Annotated in this window: 21 protein-coding genes; 16 read left to right on the top strand and 5 right to left on the bottom strand. The window is 36.8% G+C overall.

From position 1 onward, the window contains the following. Positions 1-117 precede the first annotated feature (117 nt). Both JL53_RS11395 and JL53_RS11390 read left to right on the top strand, forming a co-directional pair. The gene (locus JL53_RS11395) at positions 118-2,022 is read left to right on the top strand and encodes an alkyl/aryl-sulfatase (RefSeq protein ID WP_038407676.1); all 1,905 of its coding nucleotides are present in this window, start codon (positions 118-120) and stop codon (positions 2,020-2,022) included. A 261-nt stretch (positions 2,023-2,283) separates the two neighbouring features. Next, on the top strand, positions 2,284-2,910 hold the full coding sequence (locus tag JL53_RS11390) for a cyclic nucleotide-binding domain-containing protein (RefSeq protein ID WP_003720417.1): 627 nt from the start codon (positions 2,284-2,286) through the stop codon (positions 2,908-2,910). A gap of 127 nt (positions 2,911-3,037) precedes the next feature. Here JL53_RS11390 and JL53_RS11385 read toward each other — a convergent pair whose 3' ends face one another. Continuing rightward, on the bottom strand, positions 3,038-3,775 hold the full coding sequence (locus tag JL53_RS11385) for a potassium channel family protein (protein WP_038407675.1): 738 nt from the start codon (positions 3,773-3,775) through the stop codon (positions 3,038-3,040). Positions 3,776-3,882: 107 nt separating this feature from the next. Then, entirely contained in the window at positions 3,883-4,800 is a 918-nt protein-coding gene (locus JL53_RS11380) for a COX15/CtaA family protein (RefSeq protein ID WP_003720415.1), read from the bottom strand. Positions 4,801-5,035: 235 nt separating this feature from the next. Here JL53_RS11380 and cyoE point away from each other — a divergent pair, with 235 nt between their 5' ends. The 8 genes from cyoE to JL53_RS11340 all read left to right on the top strand — a co-directional run bounded on the left by cyoE (position 5,036) and on the right by JL53_RS11340 (position 11,788). Then, a complete protein-coding gene (cyoE, locus tag JL53_RS11375; RefSeq protein ID WP_038407674.1) occupies positions 5,036-5,941 on the top strand; it encodes a heme o synthase in 906 nt (301 codons plus the stop codon). Positions 5,942-6,089: 148 nt separating this feature from the next. Continuing rightward, the gene (locus JL53_RS11370; RefSeq protein ID WP_003720413.1) at positions 6,090-7,145 is read left to right on the top strand and encodes a CAP domain-containing protein; all 1,056 of its coding nucleotides are present in this window, start codon (positions 6,090-6,092) and stop codon (positions 7,143-7,145) included. A gap of 47 nt (positions 7,146-7,192) precedes the next feature. Continuing rightward, entirely contained in the window at positions 7,193-7,642 is a 450-nt protein-coding gene (locus tag JL53_RS11365; protein ID WP_003720412.1) for a YlbF/YmcA family competence regulator, read from the top strand. Positions 7,643-7,672: 30 nt separating this feature from the next. Continuing rightward, on the top strand, positions 7,673-7,954 hold the full coding sequence (locus JL53_RS11360) for a YlbG family protein (protein WP_003720411.1): 282 nt from the start codon (positions 7,673-7,675) through the stop codon (positions 7,952-7,954). A 96-nt stretch (positions 7,955-8,050) separates the two neighbouring features. Beyond that, the gene (gene rsmD, locus JL53_RS11355) at positions 8,051-8,608 is read left to right on the top strand and encodes a 16S rRNA (guanine(966)-N(2))-methyltransferase RsmD (protein WP_038407673.1); all 558 of its coding nucleotides are present in this window, start codon (positions 8,051-8,053) and stop codon (positions 8,606-8,608) included. Between the two features lie 2 nt (positions 8,609-8,610). Continuing rightward, positions 8,611-9,096: a pantetheine-phosphate adenylyltransferase gene (gene coaD, locus JL53_RS11350; RefSeq protein WP_003720409.1), complete on the top strand. Its 486-nt coding sequence runs from the start codon at positions 8,611-8,613 to the stop codon at positions 9,094-9,096. Positions 9,097-9,111: 15 nt separating this feature from the next. Next, complete coding sequence (locus JL53_RS11345) at positions 9,112-10,152, top strand: SepM family pheromone-processing serine protease (protein ID WP_038407672.1); 1,041 nt, start codon at positions 9,112-9,114, stop codon at positions 10,150-10,152. Between the two features lie 499 nt (positions 10,153-10,651). Next, a complete protein-coding gene (locus JL53_RS11340) occupies positions 10,652-11,788 on the top strand; it encodes an RNA-guided endonuclease TnpB family protein (protein ID WP_038407671.1) in 1,137 nt (378 codons plus the stop codon). 213 nt (positions 11,789-12,001) lie between these two features. On the opposite strand, the gene JL53_RS11335 is transcribed toward JL53_RS11340, so the two are convergent. Together JL53_RS11335 and JL53_RS11330 are read right to left on the bottom strand one after the other, a co-directional pair. After that, complete coding sequence (locus JL53_RS11335; protein ID WP_003720405.1) at positions 12,002-14,242, bottom strand: ATP-binding cassette domain-containing protein; 2,241 nt, start codon at positions 14,240-14,242, stop codon at positions 12,002-12,004. An 80-nt stretch (positions 14,243-14,322) separates the two neighbouring features. Further along, entirely contained in the window at positions 14,323-15,495 is a 1,173-nt protein-coding gene (locus JL53_RS11330; RefSeq protein ID WP_038407670.1) for a nucleotidyltransferase, read from the bottom strand. A gap of 128 nt (positions 15,496-15,623) precedes the next feature. On the opposite strand from JL53_RS11330, the gene JL53_RS11325 reads away from it, so the two are divergent. The 4 genes from JL53_RS11325 (at position 15,624) to JL53_RS11310 (ending at position 17,856) form a co-directional block, all read left to right on the top strand. Continuing rightward, on the top strand, positions 15,624-16,160 hold the full coding sequence (locus JL53_RS11325; RefSeq protein ID WP_038407669.1) for a YceD family protein: 537 nt from the start codon (positions 15,624-15,626) through the stop codon (positions 16,158-16,160). Positions 16,161-16,250: 90 nt separating this feature from the next. After that, positions 16,251-16,424 (top strand): 50S ribosomal protein L32, encoded by a 174-nt coding sequence (gene rpmF / locus JL53_RS11320; protein ID WP_003726143.1) that lies wholly within the window; start codon positions 16,251-16,253, stop codon positions 16,422-16,424. A gap of 147 nt (positions 16,425-16,571) precedes the next feature. Beyond that, a complete protein-coding gene (locus JL53_RS11315) occupies positions 16,572-17,477 on the top strand; it encodes a 2-dehydropantoate 2-reductase (RefSeq protein WP_038408243.1) in 906 nt (301 codons plus the stop codon). Further along, positions 17,470-17,856 (top strand): DUF3397 domain-containing protein, encoded by a 387-nt coding sequence (locus tag JL53_RS11310; RefSeq protein WP_038407668.1) that lies wholly within the window; start codon positions 17,470-17,472, stop codon positions 17,854-17,856. The genes JL53_RS11315 and JL53_RS11310 overlap by 8 nt, the downstream gene beginning before the upstream one ends. Here the strand turns inward: JL53_RS11310 and JL53_RS11305 are convergent. After that, the gene (locus JL53_RS11305; RefSeq protein WP_003720400.1) at positions 17,843-19,600 is read right to left on the bottom strand and encodes an SgrR family transcriptional regulator; all 1,758 of its coding nucleotides are present in this window, start codon (positions 19,598-19,600) and stop codon (positions 17,843-17,845) included. The genes JL53_RS11310 and JL53_RS11305 overlap by 14 nt on opposite strands. 113 nt (positions 19,601-19,713) lie before the next feature. On the opposite strand from JL53_RS11305, the gene JL53_RS11300 reads away from it, so the two are divergent. Continuing rightward, positions 19,714-20,961, top strand: a complete 1,248-nt coding sequence (locus JL53_RS11300) for an MDR family MFS transporter (RefSeq protein ID WP_038407667.1) — start codon at positions 19,714-19,716, stop codon at positions 20,959-20,961. 202 nt (positions 20,962-21,163) lie between these two features. Continuing rightward, a complete protein-coding gene (gene mraZ, locus JL53_RS11295; RefSeq protein ID WP_003720398.1) occupies positions 21,164-21,595 on the top strand; it encodes a division/cell wall cluster transcriptional repressor MraZ in 432 nt (143 codons plus the stop codon). Positions 21,596-21,600 lie beyond the last annotated feature (5 nt).

Here is a 21,600-nt window from a genome sequence, read left to right as displayed (position 1 = left end):
ATACAGTAATCAAACTGCCACTTTTTTTTGAATATAAATAAATTAAAAACGTTTCAAATAAAATGAGCGAGGTATACACTTAAAGATACAAAAATTATTTCGAGAGGGGAAACAGACATGTCCAAAAAGATATTACCGAAAGAAGCAACTAGCTTTACTAAAGAGGTTAATAACGCCGTGAAAGATGCTCTACCCTTTGAAAACACGAAAGATTTTGAAGATGCGAAAAAAGGCTTTATCGGAACATGGGATAAAGTACAAGTACATGCTGATAATGGAGAGAAGATTTGGGACTTAGATGATTATCAATTTATCAATGATGGAGAGGCGCCGGAGTCAGTTAATCCAAGCTTATGGCGTATTTCACAACTTAATATGACGAATGGTTTATTTAAAGTAACGGATCGTGTTTACCAAGTTCGTGGTTTTGATATGGCTAACACAACTATCATGGAAGGGGATACTGGACTTGTTATTACTGATACGTTAACATCTATCGAAACAGCTCGTGCTGCACTTGAACTTTATTATGAGCATCGTCCAAAAAAACCAATTAAAGCAATTATCTACACACATTCCCATGGGGACCATTATGGTGGTGTTGCAGGACTTGTTAGTAAAGAGGATGTGGCTTCTGGAAAAGTTGCACTAATTGGTCCAGAAGGGTTCATGGAACATGCTGTAAGTGAGAATGTCTTTGCAGGGAATGCAATGGCTCGCCGTGCGGAGTATATGTATGGAAGCCGTTTGTCACGTAGCGAGTTAGGGCAAATAGATGCTGGTCTAGGAAAAACACTATCTATAGGTCACATGTCACTAATTGCTCCAAATGATACCATTACTTTTGATCATGAAAAACGTGTGGTAGACGGCATTGAAATAGAATTCTTAATGGCACCAAATACAGAAGCTCCATCAGAACACCTGATGTATTTCCCGCAATTTAAATTAATTAACATCGCCGAAGATGCAGTACATAATCTGCATAATATCTTAACGCTTCGTGGTGCACAAATACGTGATGCCTATGCATGGTGGAAAGATATTGATAAAGCAATTCGCGCATTTGGGGATAAATATGAGATATGTATCGGTCAGCATCACTGGCCAACATGGGGTAACGAGGAAATCAATGACATGCTGATTCACCAACGTGATGCCTATAAATATATGCATGACCAAACACTACATTTTATTAACAAAGGCTTAACTGCAACCGAAGTAGCGGAAGCGGTTAAATTCCCACCATCTTTAGAAGAAAAATGGTATGTAAGAGGCTATTATGGAACATTAAATCATGACGTAAAAGCTATCTATCAATTCTATCTAGGCTGGTATGACGGAAATCCAGCAAATCTTTATCCACTACCTCCAGAAGAAGTTGCCAAAAAGTATGTTGAATTTATGGGCGGCGTGGATGAGGTCTTGAAAAAAGCTCGTGTATCCTATGAAGCGGGAGAGTATCGCTGGGTTGCCGAAGTAGTAAAACATGCGGTATTTGCGGATGATAAAAGTGAAGAAGCGAGAGGGTTATTAGCGGATGCACTGGAACAACTAGGCTATCAATCGGAGTCTGCTTCATGGCGGAATGTGTATTTAGCCTCCGCAGATGAGCTTCGAAATTCTCTACCAAAAACGGTTATTTCGACGGTAACATTGGATGTAGTAGAAGGTATGCCATTTGATTTAATTTTAGATTACATGGGTATTCGTTTGAATGGTGAAAAAGCTATTAATAAACGTATTTCCATGAACTGGAAATTAACGGATGTCGATGAAAAATACCATTTATTACTAAATAACTCTGTTTTAACTTATCGTGATGCGGATGAAGATGCTAATGCCGATGTGGTTTTAACTACAACTAGAGATACTTTTAATCATATTTTTAGTGGCGTGAAATCATTTAAAGAAGCATTTGCTGATCAAAGCATTAAACTAGAAGGAAATGCTGAGAAATTTGATGAATTTTCTGCTCTGCTAGATGAGTTTAGCCCTGTATTTAATATAGTTACACCATAAAAAATAGCAAAGTCCTTAAATAATTGAGGAAATAACAAGCACTTCCAATTAAAATTAAGTAAAATTAATTTGACTGGAGGTGTTTTTTTTATGGGAAAAAATGTAGTCTATCCAATTAAATGGAAAACATAAAACAAGCAAACATCTAGATAGGCTAACTATCTAAACTTTACATTTGATTTTCATCGCTCGTATTCGTAATGAAATTTACAAGGAAGAAACGTCGTGTAAAACAAAAATTTGTAGAAGGGGACGGTACTATTGTGTGAAGAAAAAATAATGGAAATGATTGCTGAACTGGATAGAGGTAAATTAGAAGATAGTTGGATTAGAAAAGAAACCTTTAATAGGAATGAGGTTATCCAAAAAGAGTCATGTATCAATGAGTTTATAATCGTTTTAGAAGGGGTACTTCATATCGAAAATAAGAACTTTCATATTCTTCACTTTTTTTTTGGTGGCGATATTGTAAACAAGCAACTCACAAAAATCAATGAAGATAATGAGTTTAATTTAATTTGCGATACAGAAGTATTTGTCGTACATGTTAATAGGGAATATTTTTTGAATTTTGCGACAAGTAAGACGGTTTATCTCGAATGGCTTATAGAAAAAACTTTAAATAATAATAAAAACTTATATAGTGAGCTAATCAAAAATGAGTTAACAGCGGAAGAGCGAATTATCTATTCTTTACAACATATTTGTGATAAAGCACACATAAATAGTGAAAAACAAAAGATTCCCAGCTATATGCATAAACTGAAGATAGCTAAATATGCTGGTGTATTTTGCACGGTATTATATGAAAAATTACCGTTATTGATTAAAAAGAATATATTAGAAGAAAGGAATGGTACTCTTTATTTAAAGAAAAGTAAAAAATAACTAATCTATAGAAAAAATATAGCAGTAAATCATTCTAGCCAAGTTTTCCTAAAGAAGACTTGGCTTTTTTACATAGGTAGATAATTAATAAATAAGTTTTATGGGCCAAAGTGGCATTATAATTTTACTAAGTCTTACTTTTCCTGTCATCAACAAGCTCACTTTTCCTTAAACTTAAAAATTGCTCAACAATGGCTATCTCTTCCTTTGTTAGGTCAGGTGTTTCCGCTATTAATTGAGTGATTTTACTCGTTCTTTGTGTGCTAGTAGAAACGGGCTTTTTGGCACGAAAGAAATTAGTAATCGTACTAGTAATCATACCGATAAATGCAATTCCAAACAACATCATGATGGTGGCTAAAATCCGACCAATCGGTGTCACTGGAATAATGTCTCCATAACCGACAGTTGTAGCCGTAACAATCGCCCACCAAAGCGCATCTGGATAATTATTTATCTCCGGTTCGATAAATACCATTGGAACTGGAATAATAATTACGAGTAAAATAAAAATCATTAAGAATCGATTTAAGCCATTAGAGCGGAAAAAGTTGTAAATGGGAATTATATAACGTTTCCCCATTGCGGTAATGCTTAAGAGATGAACAAAGCTAGCAATCCGTGCCGCCCTAAAACCGCCATAAAACGGGATAATGGCAATTAGCTGGAATGGATGTGTTCGGACGTAATCCCACTTTTTATCAGCTCGGTAAAACCTGACCACATAATCCAACGTAAAAATCACCCAAATCACCCAATTTAAAATAAATGTAAAAGAATTATGATAGGGTAAAAGGGCAAGCGATAAAATTATGAGAACAAGCATAAATGACTCATAAATCATTCTTCTCTTTGTTTTGTTCAAGTTCTTCACCTCGTTAACTTATACTCTTCTTCATTTTAGCATAAAACAATCGAAAAACTGTATGTAATCTCAAAAAAAGCTAGCAACTGAAGTCACTAGCTTTTTTGTTATTTTATTCGCAAGCGATTGCTTTTGCTTCTGGATGCGAGTAAACATAAGTAACAGAGTAAGGCAAAGAGCATCGTAATAATTAAGCTGTGTGCTAGTGCGATATATAAGTTTACCCCTGTATATACCGATAATGCACCAGTAACTGCTTGAAGAGCAATAAACACAAGTGACAAAATCATACTAAAAGTGAGCACACGATATCTTCTGTAGTCACGGAAAACTAACCATGTGACATAGAGTAGCCAAACAATTAAGATGAATGCGGCTAGTCGGTGGAAATACTGCACATAATCTTGCACAGAATCAGGCATAATGAATTTTCCGTTTTCAAATGGCCAAACTGGAACGGCCATACTTGCTTTCTCGTGACGGACAAGCGCTCCTGTATAAACAGCAAAATACGTGTAAATCGTTAGCGCGTAAATGTTTATTCGAAGCTTTGTGCCCATTACTAAATTCCGAGCATCAAATTTTCGATCTACTTCAAAAATCATTAATGCGAGTAGCACAATCGATGCGTAACAAATAATTGAAATACCAAAGTGCAATGCCATGATATATGGATTTTGTCCCCAAACAACAGCAGCCATCCCCATCAGTGCTTGGATAATTAGAAACAGCACAGCAACAATCGCTAGCGGTTTGGTTTCCCGCCGATCTTTCATATAAATCCAAGCACAAATGGCTAGAACAATAACAAAAATAGAACTAATACCAGTTGTCATTCGGTGCATGAATTCAATTAATTTTTCAGGTGTTACATCCGTTAAATGAACTAATTGCCCATTACATAAAGGCCAACTATTGCCGCAACCATCTGCGGAACCAGTTTTTGTTACAAGCGCGCCGCCAAATACGACTATAGTCATACAAATAATGGTTAAAACAGACCAAATTTTCAAGAATTTTTTCATTATCTACCAATCTCTCCTTTAGATGCGTGTGAGATTTTTCTAATTTATGTTTATATGTATAAGTTCATGAATACACATCAAACTAATTGTAGCGTGTTTATTTAAAGATGTAAAGCGTACAAGTCTAAAGCCGATTTATTGACAAAAGGTGCGTATTTTTCACATAATAAGGGTATAAGATATCTATCAGTTCGCAATCACTGGTTTATATCAGCAAGTGTAAGGGGGAGAAAATGTGAATCAGATAGAAAAAACTGGGGAGCTATCGGCGAGTAGATTTACTGTCCGTGATTTTACCGAGCTTGTGAAAATTGGTATCGTGAATTCCAATACGATTACCGCTTTTACAGGAATGTGGTTAGCCTTCCAGTTAAATGGTATTTCTTTTATCCAAAATGTAGATGTGATATTCTTTACTATTGTCGGTTCAGCACTTATTGTAGCTGCTTCGGGCGCTTTTAACAATGTCATTGACCGGGATATTGATGGAATTATGGAACGAACTAAAAACAGGCCAACAATGACTGGGAAAATATCTGGGAAACGTGCCTTAATGGTCGCTATTGCTTTAGGTCTTGTCGGAACAATCATGCTCTTTATGACAACTTGGCAAGCAGGGATTCTAGGCGTTATTGGGGTCTTTTTGTATGTCGTCGTTTATTCACTTTATGCAAAAAGAAAATTAGTTAGCAATACAATTATTGGTAGTTTTTCAGGAGCTGTACCGCCACTTATTGGGTGGTTTGCTGTCGAACCAAGTTTTAGTATCGTACCAATTATGTTATTCCTTGTGATGTTTTGTTGGCAACCACCGCATTTTTATGCAATCGCTATTAAACGGAAAGAAGAATATGCCGCTGCTGGGATTCCCATGTTACCAGTAGTAAAAGGCATTGAACGAACGAAAAAAAGCATGTTTTTCTGGGTTATTTTATTAACCATCCTACCGTTTTTCATGTTTGATCTAGGTATCGTTTATGTTATTTTAGCCACTTTATTGAATGTCGGTTGGCTCGCACTTAGCATATATGGATTTAAAATGGAAGACAGTATCAAATGGGCTAGATGGATGTTCGTTTATTCATTAAACTATATGACCATTTTGTTCGTTGCGATGGTAGTCATTTCTATTTTCCTATAAAGTTAGAACAATTACGAAGAAGGGCGATTTTTGTAGCGCTGATTCGTAATTGTTTTTTTGTGGTTTTAAAACTTTTCAAATGATAAGAGAATTGGTAAAATGGAAGTTACATCAAGAGAATACAAAATAATCCCGGGGAGGGCAAAATGTGAAATTTATTATGAGAGTAGCTGTGCTATTAATCATTTGCCTATTCATTGGATATAACACAGATCTATTTTTTAGTAAATCAGTGGAAAAAAACACCGCAGAAGATACTGCCACCAAATCAAATTTTCCTGACGATAAAAAAACAACAAATGAAAATCCTGAACAAGTGGAAGATAGTTCAAGCTTGGCAAGATTTATTAACAAAAATATTAATGAAGTAACGAAAGAATTTGGCGACCCTGTTCGCGTTGATAAGTCTGCATATGGTTATGATAACTATATTTATAATCAACCAGGGACTAGTTATATGCAAGTCGGTGTAACCAACAATACGGTTCAAACGATTTATGCACTTGGACAAGATCTGAATGTTATGCCGTATACTATCGGAATGTCTGCCGAAAAAGTATTTACAGATGCTAATTTACAATCTGAAATATCGTTTAATTATAAAGATAGTTATTATAAATTCGAACTTTCAGAAGAAGACTTAAATGCGCGGCCAATTGTAAATATTGGAAGCGGGGTTTATGCGCAACTTAATTTTGATAAATTTAAAGCAAAATTAGTAAGTGTACGTTACTTGAATAAACTTTCTCTCATCAAAATGCGACCTTATGAATTATCCTATCAAGGCGAGATTTATGAAGAAAAACTTTCTCCAGAAGATTGGAATAAAATTGACGATGCTTCAAGTAAACAAGTGCTAGAAATTACTAATGTTATTCGTGATCGTTATGGTGTGGAAGAAGTTGCTTGGGACGAAGCAGTTGCAAAAGTTGCTTATGGACATAGTGTGGATATGAAGGAAAACGACTATTTCGACCACAATTCTCCAACGAATGGTGATTTAAGCAATCGACTAAAAGCTGGTAACGTTAAATATACAAAGGCGGGAGAGAATATCGCTTTTAATTATGTTGATAGTGCTGCAGCGGTGGAAGGTTGGCTAAATTCCAAAGGTCATCGTGATAATTTACTAGATGGTACGTATACCTACATGGGAGCGGGGACGTATCAAAAATACTATACACAAAATTTTATTATTAAATAATGGTTATATGGTATAATAAAACAAGCAAGTAATATGGAGGTGGCTAGATGCTCGCTACAATGGAAAATATGGCGCTACTCGATTTATCAGATGAGCTTGCTGGCATGATTCTAGACTCCGAGGAAGCGCAAAATTATAAGCGCGCTAAACAAACATTATTGGATGATCCAACAAGCCAAAAAAATATTCGTCAGTTTATACGAATAAAAGAACAATATGAGGAAGTACAGCGGTTCGGCCGGTATCATCCTGACTATAAAGAAGTAACTAGAAAAACTCGTGCTTATAAACGCGAAGTCGACATGGACCAAAACGTGGCAGCATATCGCCGAGCAGAGATGGATTTGCAGTCTCTTTTAGACGAAATCAGTTTGCTTCTCGCAAGTGCTGTTTCGGACAATATCAAAGTACCAACTGGTAATCCGTTTTTCGAAACAAAATCTGCTTGTTCAAGTGGAAGTTGTGGCAGCGGGGGAGGCTGCGGTTGTTCAGCGTAATGGTTATTCTAAAAAGAAGGGGCTTAAACAATGGAAAATGACAGACAGGCAATCGTCGTTTGGATGAATCATTTAAAACAAGTTAGATCTTTGAAACGATTCGGCAATGTTCATTACGTGTCGCGTAAACTAAAATATGCAGTTTTATATTGTGATATGGCAGAAGTAGAAGATATCTCCAATAAAGTTTCCAGATTTCATTATGTGAAGCGTGTGGAAATGTCATTCCGCCCATTTTTAAAAACAGAGTATGAATCCAAAAAAGAACGCATGTATGAACACAAAAACGAAGATGTACAAATTAGTATTTAATCGATGCAGCAAGGCTATATAACTAGTCTTGCTGTTTTTTTGCACCTATTTATGATAAAGTAAAAAAGACATTGAAGTAAAGGTTGTGCGAAAAAGATGAGAGTCATTGCAGGAGAACGAAAAGGACATGCATTAAAAGCTGTTCCGGGAAATAATACTAGACCAACGACAGACAAAGTAAAAGAATCGCTATTTTCCATTATTGGTCCCTTTTTTGATGGAGATGTCGTTCTTGATTTATTTGCTGGAAGTGGTGGGCTCGGGATTGAAGCCTTAAGTAGAGGAGCAGAACGAGCGGTTTTCATTGACCAATCTCAAGCAGCAATCAAAACGATCCGCCTGAACTTAGAAAGCTGCCGTTTTACAGACAGAGCAGAAGTTTATCGAAATGAAGCTGAGCGTGCGCTAAAGCTACTCCATAAAAATGAATGGAAATTTGATTTAGTTTTTTTAGATCCACCATATAAAAAGCAACAATTGGAAAAGTTACTTTTACAACTGGGAAAATTAGCTTTAGTCACTGAAAATGGCAGAATCATTTGTGAACATGACAAAGAAGTCATAATGCCCGACATGGTAGGAAGTTTCACCAAAATCAGATCCGTTTCATATGGGATAACCGTTTTATCAATTTTTGAATTTCAGGAGGCGTAGATATGGAAGAAAAAATTGCAGTCATTCCAGGAACGTTCGATCCAATTACAAACGGACACTTGGACATCATTGAACGTGCAGCGAAAATTTTTGACGTACTGTATGTAGCTGTTTTAAATAATTCATCTAAAAAACCGCTTTTTAATGTAGAAGAGCGAATGAAAATGATTAAACAAGTGACTGCTCATTTACCAAACATTCAAGTAGAAAGTGCGAGTGGATTGACGGTTGATTATGCAGCTAAACGCGGAGCAACGGCAATTGTTAGGGGCCTTAGAGCAGTTAGTGATTTCGAATACGAGATGCAAATTGCTTCGATGAACCGGACGCTTAATGCCACAATTGAAACTTTTTTTGTAATGACCAATACGAAATATTCGTTTTTAAGCTCTAGTATGGTTAAAGAAGTTGCGCAGTATCAAGGTGATATTAGCGAACTCGTTCCAGAAGTTGTAAATAAAGCAATTCAAGCAAAATTTAATAAGTAGGAGATGGACAGAAAAATGCGTAAAGAGTGGAAAAAAATAACGGCCATTGTGCTGTTGCTAATTATTATAGCTGGCTTTTTTATTCCAGTTCCGTACTATATTTCAAAACCTGGTGGAACCGAGGAACTTGCGCCACTCGTTACGGTTGAGAATCATCCTAATAAGAAAGATGGCTCGCTAAGTCTAGTCACGATTGCTATGGGGAAAGCTAACATTTATACATATATGACGGCAAAATTTCTTCCCTATCATGAACTCGAAAAAGATAGCGAAATCAAGTACGAAGACGAAACCGATGAAGAATATAATGTTCGTCAAATGCAAATGATGAATGAATCAAAAAACAACGCAATCCAAGTTGCCTACAAAGCTGCTGGACAAGAAGTGAAAGTAACCTATGACGGGGTTTATGTTCTAAGCGTCATGAAAGATGTTCCAGCCGCAAAAGTTTTACATGCAGGGGATTTAATTACTGAAATAGATGGTCATGCTTTTAAATCAAGCCAAGAATTTATTGATTACATTCATGGCAAAAAAGTTGGCGACACCGTTAAAATAAAATACAAACACAGCGATAAAAATGAAGAAGCAACTATCGAACTTACAGCAATTGATAAAAAAGGTACACCTGGAATTGGTATTACACTTGTAGATGACGAAAAAATCACGGCTGTCCCAGAAGTCAAAATCGATTCCGAAAAAATTGGTGGACCATCTGCTGGCTTAATGTTTAGCCTAGAAATTTACAGCCGATTCCAAAAAGATGATTTAACAGATGGGAAGAAAATTGCTGGTACAGGGACGATTGATCCGGATGGAACTGTTGGAAGAATCGGCGGAATTGACCAAAAAGTAGTTGCAGCTGATAAGAGTGGTGCGAAAATCTTCTTTGCACCAAACGATCCAATCACCGCAGAAATGAAAAAAAACGACCCATCCATCGAAAGCAATTATGATACAGCAGTAAAAACAGCCAAAGATATTGACTCAAAAATGAAAATTGTACCAGTGAAAACATTCCAAGATGCTGTCGACTATTTGGAAAAATTACAATAAGTAAAAGCAATCGTAGTGAACTCTAATTTGTTTGCTAGGGTTGCTTTTTTATTTGTCTTTTATGAATAAATATCTTTTTAAAGAAAGGCATTTTTGCGTATTAATTTTCTTTTTTTGACAGAAAAGAGTGGGGTTTTATCTGAAAAAGAGGAATATTTCACTTTTTTAGATAAAAATCATCCTAGTAATCTACCTTGCATAAATGATTTTTATCTCGCTAAAACCTTAAAAATACACAAAAAATGAACATTATCACTAAAGTAAAAATTATACTTTCTTTTGCTAAATAAAGAAGTTTTGCTGTTTTTAACAAAATTGTCATAAAATCGTTTAAATTCAGTACTTTTTATGAAGCAATGTATTCGTGCTACTTTTTTGGTGTTAATCTATTTATAAAGGTGTACATAGTATTTAAATTCTATCTTTTGACTAGGTGAAACATCTATTTAAGTCGTCAAAATTAAGGGGATAATCATTAAACAGGGAGTAGATAGATTTTATGGAACGATTAAAAGCTTATAAATTCAGAATTTATCCAACAGAAGAACAGGCACTTTTTTTTGCTAAGACATTTGGCTGTGTCCGCAAAGTATATAATTTAATGCTTTATGATAGAATTCAGTCTTATCAAAAATCGCAAAAGGTGTCAAAAGGAAAAATAACATTTCCAACACCAGCACAATATAAAAAAGAATATCCATTTCTAAAGGAAGTAGACAGTCTTGCTTTAGCTAATGCGCAGCTGAATTTAGACCGAGCATATAAGAATTTTTTTCGAGATAAGTCTGTAGGATTTCCACGATTTAAAAGTAAGAAAAATCCTGTTCAAAGTTATACTACAAATAATCAGAATGGAACAATATTTCTGATTAAAAATAAATATATTAAACTTCCTAAAATAAAAGATTATATTAGAGTTAAGATTCACAGGCAACCAGAAGGAATCATTAGGTCGGCCACTATTTCCTACCATTCAAGTGGTATTTACTATATTTCTCTGTTATACAAAGAAGAAATAATAGCGTTACCCAAAACGGGATTGGCGATTGGAATTGAACGTGGTATGAATAATTTTATAGTCCTGTCAGATGGGCGAAAAGTGAATAATATGCTGGACAATGAAAAAATGAGGTTGAAATTAAAGCAAGAACAACGCAAATTAGCACGACGTATGGTACTTGCTAAAAATAATGGAGTTAGTTTGTCTGAGGCTAAAAATTATCAAAAACAAAAACAAAAAGTAGCACGTTTATATGTGAAAATAACTAATCAGCAGCGAGACTTCTTAAATAAACTAACCACGGAAATTATTAAAAACTACGACATTATTTGCATTAAGTGCATGGGTGAAAATAATGAACCATCTAATCCGAAATTAACTCATCGAATGTTGGAGCTTTCTTGGTCTAGTTTTATTTCTAAATTACAGTATAAAGCAAGTTGGTGCGGACGCGAGCTTGTCATTATTGATACTGGTTTCAAAGCGAGCGAAATTTGTTCTAGATATGGATCTAAAGATGGAAAAAAGATGACTAATTTAGCAGAGTGGATTTATCCGATTTGCGATACAAGTCGTGAATTAGGTATTGATAGTAACAAAAACATTCTAATTGCTGGACAAAAAAACAGAAACTAAATTGACTTAAAACCGTGGGGACTAAGGGGATAGCTTGGTAAATAAGAGATAGTTAATGTAAGCAATAATTGGAACTTACGCCATACTCTGTTCCCAAGAAGCTCTCATTTTTAAAATGGTGGGCAGTTCACAAAGATAATATTTTATAGAAAAAAATACAAGCAAAAAAGACCATGCGTTAACCGAAAACGCATGGTCTTTATGAGGCATCCATTAAAGGTATTTAGCAGTTAAAGATGCTTTGTTTTGAATTAAATCAAGTGGAGGTCCTTCAAAGATGATTTGTCCGCCAGCACTTCCGCCTTCAGGTCCAAGGTCGATTATCCAGTCAGCATTGCGAATAATATCCACATTATGTTCAATCACAATGACAGTATTTCCTTTGTCTACGAGCGAATGAATGATTTTTAAAATATGTTCGATATCAGACATATGAAGTCCGGTAGTTGGCTCATCCATAATGTAAATCGACCCTTTTTTATGAAGCTCGTTTGCTAATTTGAGACGTTGACATTCACCGCCGGAAAGCGTACTAAGTGCTTGGCCTAAAGTTACATAGCCGATACCAACTTCTTCCATTGCAATAATTTTCTTCAAGATTTTTTTATCTGTAAAGAAATCAAGCGCTTCGGAAACGGTTAACTCTAAAACATCACTGATAGACTTACCATCTAGTTTATAAGCTAGGACGGACTCTTGGAAACGCTTGCCATGACAGACTTCGCAAGGGGTGCGAATCGAATCCATGAAAGCTAAATCCATGGTAGTGAAGCCAAGTCCTTTGCAGTTTTCGCAAGCGCCTTTGGAATTATAACTGAATAAGGACGGGCTGACGTCGTTTTCTTTCCCAAATGCTTTTCTGATTGGGTCCATAATTCCGGTATAGGTTGCTGGATTGGAGCGAATATTCGCATGAGCCGCCGATTGATCAATCATAATCGTATCAGGATATTCTTTGAGAAACACGGAATTAATTAAAGTACTTTTCCCGGAACCAGCAACCCCCGTTATCACAGTAAGTACTTCTTTCGGAATGCTTGCTTGAATATTTTTCAAGTTAAACTGGCTGCTTTTCTCGGTAGTTAAGAAACCTTTTGGTGAGCGCGGTTTATCATTAATGGGTAAGTGACGGTTCAAAAATCTGCCAGTCAACGTATCTGATTTAAGTAAATCGTCATAACTACCCACAAACTGAATTTCTCCGCCATGTTTCCCAGCATGTGGACCAACATCAACAATATGATCAGCAATTTTGATGACATCTGGATCATGTTCAACAACTAGAATCGTATTTCCTTTGTCACGCAATTTCACTAGTAGTTCATTTAACCGGTGTACATCACGCGGATGAAGTCCAATGCTTGGCTCATCAAAAATGTAAAGTAAGTCCGTTAAGCTACTATTTAAGTGACGAATCATTTTGACGCGCTGTGATTCTCCGCCAGAAAGGGAAGCAGTTTGACGGTCGAGCGTCATATAGCCTAAACCGATATCAATTAAATGCTGCAATCGCTCGGTGATACTTTTAACCATCGGAACGGCAATTGGATCTTTAATTTCAGCAATGGTTTGTTTTAACTTATCTAATTGCATTGCGGTATAGTCCGCAATATTAGCTTCATTTATTTTACAAGATAGGGCTTGCTTGGAGAGTCTCGTTCCAGCACAAGTATCACAATGCGCAATATGTGTGAATTTATCAACGCGCTTTTTGGTAGAAGCAGACATATCACCTTCTTTTTGGATGTAAAGCCGATTGAATTTCGGAATTAATCCTTCATAGCTTGCGTTCATGCTGCCCATCGGTGTTTCTAGAAATACCTTAATATCTTTCCCATTTAAAAGCAGTTCATACTCTTCTTCGGTATAATCTTTTATTTTTTTATTCACATCAAAAAAGCCGGAATAAGCATAGGAATTCCAGTACCATGAGTCCACTGAAAAAGTTGGAAAGAGGATGGCGCCTTCTTTTAATGATTTATTTGGGTCGAGTAATTTGACTAAATCAACCGTGACTTTTTGACCAACGCCGTGACAATCAGGGCACATACCAGCAGGATCATTAAATGAAAATAGATTTGCTGTCCCGATGCCTGGTTTGCCTACTCGTGAAAATAGTAACCGCAAAATAGAGTTGATGTCGGTGATAGTTCCAAGTGTTGAGCGAGAATTACCGCCAAGTCGTTTCTGGTCAATAATAACAGAGGTGGATAGGTTTTCAATGGAATCAGCATCAGGTTGTTTATACTTTGGAAGAAAATTACGAAGATAAGCACTGTAAGTTTCATTCAGCTGTCGTTGCGATTCTGTGGCAATAGTTTCAAATACAATAGAAGATTTCCCGGATCCAGACACGCCAGTAAAAATAGTGATTTTTCGTTTAGGGATATCCAGGGAAATATTTTGGAGATTGTTTTCACGTGCTCCTTTTAAATGAATATATTCTTGTACCATACACATACCTCCTGTTTTTTGAGTCGAACAGACATCATAGCAAAGTTGGAACATCAAAGTCAACTAAAAACTGAAAAAGCTTACAAAGTTATAATTGGCGGAATTTGGAAGTCACCTTTTTGATATGATTCTAGTCCTTTTGCGAGCGTATAAATGGTTGTTGCTTTTAAATCTTCTGTTAATAGTCCGGGGCTTGCTTTGGAAACAGTGGTCACTAGCGGTAGAGAAATATTCTTCTTATGGAGCGCTAAATATCGTTGACCTAGCTTACTCATACCGAGAATTCGGATGTAAGGATTGCTTGTAACGTCTGGAGCATTTAGCAAAATTTGCAGTGCAGTACGCTGTATCCTTGCATTGCTATAACGTTTTGTTTTCGTCCGTTCTATAAATTCGGGAAAACTTTTTGCCGTGGTCGTAGCAACTTGCATCCGATTTTGAATGCCTTCACTAACTCCACGAATCGTTTTTAGTTCTTCCGAAGTAGCTTGTAATAGCCGGAATTTTAGGAAAGGCCAGTAATCATCCCATGATAAAAATGGACCAGAATACGCTCGTAAAATTTCCTTCGAGCTTGTCGGTAAATAGCGCATTGCTTGTTTGGATTCACCAGCTAGCATCATTTTTCGAATAGCCGTCGCACTTGCAATGGAAGTATGAGTTGCATGCTCATCATGATATTGAGCTTTTTCTCGCGCGATGGATTGGAGTTTAATAGTTGGATTTTGCTTTTGTACAGCGAGGGCGTAATGAAAACCAAGAATGTTATTTGGTTTTGTGACGTCCAGTTTTTTTTCGCCGAGTAATGTTTCAAGTGCGAGCGTATAAGCCTTGGCATAGGAAATCTTTTTGTTTTCCAAAGAATGCTTTATCATTTGATTAAAAGTTGCTTCATTATTAGCCACCTTATTTGCAGCTTCGGAAAAATCATTAGCATAGCCGTGCTCGCTTCCAAAAAATAAGCTATTTATATGGAGCGCATCGAGAATTCGAACTGACTCTTCAGCGAAAATAGTGGCATGTTGGGTCGAAAAGGCAACAGGGAGTTCGACAACGATGTCTACACCAGCAGCAAGCGCCATTTTAGTTCGTTCCCATTTCGGAAGAATAGCCGGTTCGCCGCGCTGAACAAAAGAACCGCTCATAACAGCAATAACCACATCGGGATTTGTTAGTTCGCGAGCCTTGTTTAAATGAAGTTGATGCCCATTATGAAATGGGTTGTACTCTACTACAATTCCAGTTGCTTTCATTTCGTTTTCCTCCTTAGATAATCTATTTTAGCATAAAAAACAAGCCGTGTTTGGATCCCCTGAAAAACCATTGACAAAAGCCTTTAAAAAAGCTATAATATTTTGTGTTGCGCTTGGAGTGATGTAGGATGAAATGGTCTATCAGCCAATTGAAAAAATATCGTGACAGCAACTTCACGATTAATGAAAAAGCTGACTTAAAAAAGTTCTTTCAAGAGAACAATATAGACGTTCGTGATGCGAGCCCCGTAGAAGTAACTGGGGAATTAATTGTACACCCAGAAGAAGTTGTTGCTAACCTTACTTTGAAAGGTGAGTGGACGCTTCCATGTGCCCGAACTCTAGAGGATGTTGTTTATCCTTATGAAGTACATGCGTCAGAAACTTTTGTGAAATCCAAAGAACAAGTTTTGGATGAATCTTGGCATGTGATGGAACAAGATATGGTCGATTTAACCCCTGTAGTAGAAGAACTCTTACTAGTAGAAATTCCGATGCAAGTTTTCAGTGAAGAAGCGCTCGTTATCGACAAGCTTCCACGTGGAACAGAATGGGAAATGAAAACAGAAGAAGCCGATTTGCTAGACAAAATCGCAAAAGAACCAAAAGTGGATCCTCGTCTTGCGGGATTAGCTAATTTTTTCGATGAGAAAAAAGAAGACTAAATTCCCCGTGAAGCTGGAATATATTAAGAAATTCATTTTTCTTAGATTAACGATACAAGTACTTAGATATCGTCAAGGAGGTGTAAGGAAATGGCAGTACCTTTTAGAAGAACTTCAAAAGCTAAAAAGCGTAAGCGTCGTACACACGTTAAACTTCAACTTCCGGGCATGAACGAATGCTCGAATTGCGGCGAATATAGACTTTCCCACCACGTATGTCCTGAATGTGGACAATATGATGGTAAAGATGTAGCAAACAGCTAATATTGTTAAAAGCAGGTGACGTTTCACTTGTTGAAGACGAACCTCGAAAGACGCCATGGGTCTTTCGAGGTTTTTGTTTGTCTAAAAGTGCAAACTGATGCGACTTCTGCTAAAATAAAACCATTAACCTATATGGAGCTGAACGAAATGGGAAACCAAATAAAAATTGGTATTATTGGCGCGGGTGCAATGGGACTTCTTTATGCAGCTAACCTTGCTGGAAAAGCCGATCTCACCCTTTTTACACGAAGAGAAGAACAAGCAAATGCTTTAAAACAAAAGGGCATTTCACTAATAGATAACGGAACAACAAAAACTATACATATTAACGCTGTAGTAGTGACAGATACAGCCGCATTGAGTAAACAACAGTTGCTTATTGTCGCGGTGAAAGAGTATTCATTACTGGAGATTTTACCTTTATTACAAGCAGTTCCGATCGAAACACCAATGCTTTTCCTTCAAAATGGTGCCAGGCATTTAGAAAACTTACCGCTACTTGGCGAAAAGCGGACCATTTTAGTGGGCATCAGCGAACACGGCGCAGGTCGAGAAAATGATACGGCTGTTGTTTGGCGCGGTCACGGGCGAATGAAATATAGCGTTTATCAGGGCGAATTAGATCATTTTTTAGAAAACTGGTTAAATTCAGTGCCAGATTTCCCGGTAGAACAGCATGCGAGTTATTTAGAAATTATCCAAGAAAAATTATTTATCAATGCAGTAATTAATCCGTTAACGGCAGTTCTAGGTGTGCGAAATGGGGAACTTCTAGAAAATCCAGAATGGCATAAATTGCTTGATTTACTTGTGGAAGAAATGGAAACAGTTCTCCCAGTCCAAAATGGGGCTTTGAAAGTGGAAGAAATTTGCCGGATAACTGCCAACAATTTTTCTTCAATGACACTTGATAAAAAACATGGGCGCAAAACGGAAATTGATGGAATTGTACTTCCGATTTTAGAAAAAGCTGAACGAGAAGGAAAGACACTTCCGACGCTTCAGACGTTATATCATATTATTAAAGGGCTGGAAGGAGAAAGCAATGTTTGATTGGTTCACTAACTCAACAGCAATTATAATTATTTTACCTGTAGTAGTATTTATTTTATCCATGTTTATTTCAGGGCTATGGATGCGGAAAAGGCAGCGTAGAATAATGTTCGCAGCAGACATGTCGACGCTTTTTCTTATTATTGCTGTTCATTTCTTTATGATTGTATTATTTGGACATTCGTTTTTACTTTATATACTGTTATTTTTATTTACGCTTGGTATTGTCATTGTGCTTATTGCAGCAAAAAAAGAAGGCGAGATTCAATTTAAGAAAATTATCCGCGGATACTGGCGGCTTTGTTTCTTCCTCTTCGCCTTGCTTTATGTAGGTCTCTATCTTTATGGAATTATTTATAGTTTAATTATGATGTTATAGACGGTTTAGTTTCTATCCAAACTTTACTTAAATCAAAATAGCCATAAGGATTTTCGGAAATTCCTTTTATCATCGAATGGAGTGACTGGCTTCGTTCAGGATGGTGTAAATAAATTAAATGATAGTTTTCTGTTAACCATTTATCAATATTAGTGCGTAAGGCGTCTCTTTTAGCGGCGTCTTTTTCCAATTTCATTTTTTCTAAACGAGTAGTTATTTCCCTAAGCGTTTCAGTAGCTAACAAGTGTTGGGGTAAAAGAAATGGGTTGTTTAAAAAATCTAAATAAGCTACTTCTCCGTCAGATGAAGGGATTTCGCCCATCATCATCATATCGGTTTCGTCTTCTGGCATCGTTGAATAAGAAGCTTCTTTATGAGTAATTATCTTGGGTACTAAATGAATATCGAATTTTGCCGCCATGTTGCAAATCCATTTTGTAGCTTGTAAAGCAAGGGGATGCTGCGTCGTTCCAAAAATCACTTCTTCTCCTTGATAGTTTGCTTTTTTCAATAAAGCGGGAATTTTTTCGGGATGTTTTTCAGGAATAATTGATTTTTCAGGGTAATAATTGGAAGCAACTGTGCCGTAGTTTTCGAATAACTCATCACGCGCTTTTTGACAGTCAAGTAAATGGTAAATGGCTTCACGAAAAGCTTTGTGTTGTGCGACTCCATTACGGTGACCATTAAAACAAAGAAAATTAACCCCAACACCGATTTTACGATGCTCGACATAAGCCGGATTTCCCTCGTTATCAACAGAAGTGAACTGAATTGGCGTGGTTTGAATCGCCTGACTATTTTCTACGGTCCAAAACTCTACTCTGTCAAGTAGTGGTCGTGTTAAAAAGTATCCATCAAAAGCCTCTAAAATCAATCGTTCATCGCTTCTTTCGACCATTCGAAATGGCCCGGTCGAAATCCATTTATATTCATCAAAAAGTTCATCGCGTGGCAAGATAGCCATATTTGACGAACAGAGGTAACGACTGAAAAACGGGTCGGGCTTTTTCAGTCGAATAGTAAGCGTGAATTTGTTCGTGCAATCAATTGTTTGAATGCTTTGCGTTTGCCAAAAAGAGACAGATTGAGGTTGCTTAGCGCGGAGTAAGGTGAATTTTACATCTTCGCTATCAAGTGTTCGCCCGTGATGGAACAAAACACTTTTGCGTAAATAAAATGTCCATTCACGGTAGTCAGCGGAAGTTTTCCAGTGATGAGCAATATGAGCAATTACTTTATCGGTACTTTTATCATATTTAACAAGCGTATCACCAATTTGCGTTAGTAGAAAAGCTTCGAGGGAGACAGATGTTTGAAGTGGGTCAAGGGTCGTTAATTTTCGCCGAATGATGGAACGTAAAATTTCTTGCTGGTTTTCCGTTATTTGTAAACCAAACAATTGTTGAATTTCATTAGAGATACTTGCAAACCAACTTTTAGGAATCGGTAGCTGCGATAAAAATAAAATATCGCTAAATGATTCTTCAGAAAGACTTTTTTTCAAAGCATTAAGTACTTCTTCTTCTAGTGGTTTTGGAAATGTAACTTTGGAGAGATTTCCACGACCTAATCCAGGAGCATAGTGAAGAGTATTTTTTGATTGATATTGTTGTAATTTTCGTTTGGCGTTTTTAGAAGTGCAAAACCAAATATTAGCTAAATCACTTAATTTAAAAGCTGTTTCTAAATCCGGAGTTACGTTATAAAGATAAGCGCGCATAATGAAATAATCCTTATCCATGAGAGCCTCCAAGTTAAAAGGGGACATAATAATATGATAAATACCCTTTTTATATTTTTTATTCCCTTTTATACTAACAAAGTAATCTGAAAAAGCCAACTGGAGGAGATAGTATGTTTAGGGAACTACATCCAAATATTCGCGCACGGATTTTAATTCAGTTTTTGAGTAAAATAATTGGCTCGATGATTTTCCCATTTTTGGCCATTTATTTTACGATGGAAATAAATAGTAGTGTAGCTGGGGTTCTTTTGTTGATTAACGTTTTTGTGCAGTTTGTTGCTGGAATATACGGCGGGCATTTGGCAGATGTTATTGGGCGCAGGAAATTGATGATAACAGGCGAAGTGTTGAAAGTTTTTGCTTTTCTTGGGATGGTTTTGTGTAATTCTCCGTTTCTCCATTCTCCATGGATTACTTTTGTGATGTTGCTTATTATCGGCGTGGCGCAGGGGCTAGTAAATCCTGCTGGTGAGGCAATGCTGATTGATGTAAGTACACCGGAGAATCGCGCTTTTATGTACTCGATTAGTTATTGGGCGAATAATTTATCCATGCTGATTGGGATTATGGTAGGTGGCTGGTTTTTTGTAGACTATCTATTTCCACTTCTTGTTGCGCTTCTTATTATGTCGTTTGTCACCGCTTGGCTAACGATAATTTTAATTTCAGAAACATTGGAACGAAAAGTAGTCCCGGAAAAAGGTTCTTACGGTTTGCTTGAGATGTTCAAAAGTTATGGGCAAGTTTTGCATGATTATCGTTTTCTTCTATATACTATTGGCGGAATTGCTATTATGTCGATTGAGTACCAACGTGGTAACTATATTTCTGTGCGACTCGCGGAAGATTTTCAACATTTTCTAGTGAAATTTGGACCACTTGGCGAGGTAAATCTCAATGGCGTGCAAATTGTGAGTGTTTTGACTGCTGTTAATACGTTATTCATTGTTCTCTTTACAGTACCAATTGCAAGGTGGGCAACAAAACGAGCACAACAACCGATTATGTATGTGGGCTTTTCGTTGTTTGCGATTGGATTTGCAGTATGTGCGTTTGCAAATAGTCTTATTGTTTTGTTGATTGCGACGGCGGTACTTTCGATTGGCGAATTACTCTATGTACCAACACGCCAAACGATTCTCGCAACTATTGTGGATGACAACAAGCGAGGGGCTTATATGGCTTTCAACGGAATTATTTTTCAAATCGGGAAGATGATTGGGTCAGTCAGCTTAGTATTTGCACCGTTTATCGGCAAATATGGTATGGGTATTTTCACTATTGCACTTGGTATTGTGGCGATTGGTTTCTCGGCAGTAGCATTGAAATCAGGTTTAGAAAAAGTTTGGATTAAATGATTTTTTGGAAGAAAGTGGGGAATCCCTCCACCAAGCCCCACATTCATTTTAGCGATTAGAAATTAGTGGGAATGGCTTTAAATAGGGGATTGATCATTCTATGGCTTTCATGGAATGATTTTTTTTGCGCTTTTTTAGGTTTTGGGTGGTGCAAAGTGGGGAGATGTGGTAAAGTGGTATGGAGGAAAGTGGGTGAAGTCTAATGTTCATGGGAGAATATCAACATAACATCGATATAAAGGGCAGATTAATTGTGCCAGCTAAGTTCCGTGAGCTTTTGGGGGATAATTTTGTTATAACCCGAGGACTTGATAAGTGTTTATTTGCTTACCCACAAGAAGAATGGAAAAAGCTAGAAGAAAAACTCCAAACTTTACCTCTAACAAAAAAAGATGCTCGTTCCTTTACACGTTTCTTCTTTTCCGGTGCGTCTGAATGTGAACTAGACAAACAAGGTCGGATTAATATTCCAACCAACTTACTACAGTATGCGGATTTGGAAAAAGAAACAGTAATTATCGGAGTTTCTAGTCGTATTGAAATTTGGAGTAAATCAGAGTGGGAAGATGTCTTTAATGAGGCAGAAGAAACATTTGCTGATTTAGCCGAAAATATGATTGGCTTTGATATTTAAGGAGG

This window comes from Listeria ivanovii subsp. londoniensis (assembly GCF_000763495.1).
GTDB lineage: Bacteria > Bacillota > Bacilli > Lactobacillales > Listeriaceae > Listeria > Listeria londoniensis.
Note: the sequence above shows the minus strand (reverse complement) of the source record. Positions and strands in the feature narration are given on the sequence as shown.

What these genes read in the sequence shown, in the direction of transcription:
- mraZ (WP_003720398.1), top strand. Translation starts at nt 21,164, where the DNA reads ATGTTCATGGGAGAATATCAACATAACATCGATATAAAGGGCAGATTA.
- JL53_RS11345 (WP_038407672.1), top strand. Translation starts at nt 9,112, where the DNA reads ATGCGTAAAGAGTGGAAAAAAATAACGGCCATTGTGCTGTTGCTAATT.
- JL53_RS11325 (WP_038407669.1), top strand. Translation starts at nt 15,624, where the DNA reads ATGAAATGGTCTATCAGCCAATTGAAAAAATATCGTGACAGCAACTTC.
- rsmD (WP_038407673.1), top strand. Translation starts at nt 8,051, where the DNA reads ATGAGAGTCATTGCAGGAGAACGAAAAGGACATGCATTAAAAGCTGTT.
- JL53_RS11300 (WP_038407667.1), top strand. Translation starts at nt 19,714, where the DNA reads ATGTTTAGGGAACTACATCCAAATATTCGCGCACGGATTTTAATTCAG.
- JL53_RS11335 (WP_003720405.1), bottom strand. Translation starts at nt 14,242, where the DNA reads ATGGTACAAGAATATATTCATTTAAAAGGAGCACGTGAAAACAATCTC.
- JL53_RS11365 (WP_003720412.1), top strand. Translation starts at nt 7,193, where the DNA reads ATGCTCGCTACAATGGAAAATATGGCGCTACTCGATTTATCAGATGAG.
- JL53_RS11340 (WP_038407671.1), top strand. Translation starts at nt 10,652, where the DNA reads ATGGAACGATTAAAAGCTTATAAATTCAGAATTTATCCAACAGAAGAA.
- JL53_RS11360 (WP_003720411.1), top strand. Translation starts at nt 7,673, where the DNA reads ATGGAAAATGACAGACAGGCAATCGTCGTTTGGATGAATCATTTAAAA.
- JL53_RS11315 (WP_038408243.1), top strand. Translation starts at nt 16,572, where the DNA reads ATGGGAAACCAAATAAAAATTGGTATTATTGGCGCGGGTGCAATGGGA.
- rpmF (WP_003726143.1), top strand. Translation starts at nt 16,251, where the DNA reads ATGGCAGTACCTTTTAGAAGAACTTCAAAAGCTAAAAAGCGTAAGCGT.
- JL53_RS11330 (WP_038407670.1), bottom strand. Translation starts at nt 15,495, where the DNA reads ATGAAAGCAACTGGAATTGTAGTAGAGTACAACCCATTTCATAATGGG.
- JL53_RS11380 (WP_003720415.1), bottom strand. Translation starts at nt 4,800, where the DNA reads ATGAAAAAATTCTTGAAAATTTGGTCTGTTTTAACCATTATTTGTATG.
- JL53_RS11395 (WP_038407676.1), top strand. Translation starts at nt 118, where the DNA reads ATGTCCAAAAAGATATTACCGAAAGAAGCAACTAGCTTTACTAAAGAG.
- JL53_RS11310 (WP_038407668.1), top strand. Translation starts at nt 17,470, where the DNA reads ATGTTTGATTGGTTCACTAACTCAACAGCAATTATAATTATTTTACCT.
- coaD (WP_003720409.1), top strand. Translation starts at nt 8,611, where the DNA reads ATGGAAGAAAAAATTGCAGTCATTCCAGGAACGTTCGATCCAATTACA.
- JL53_RS11305 (WP_003720400.1), bottom strand. Translation starts at nt 19,600, where the DNA reads ATGGATAAGGATTATTTCATTATGCGCGCTTATCTTTATAACGTAACT.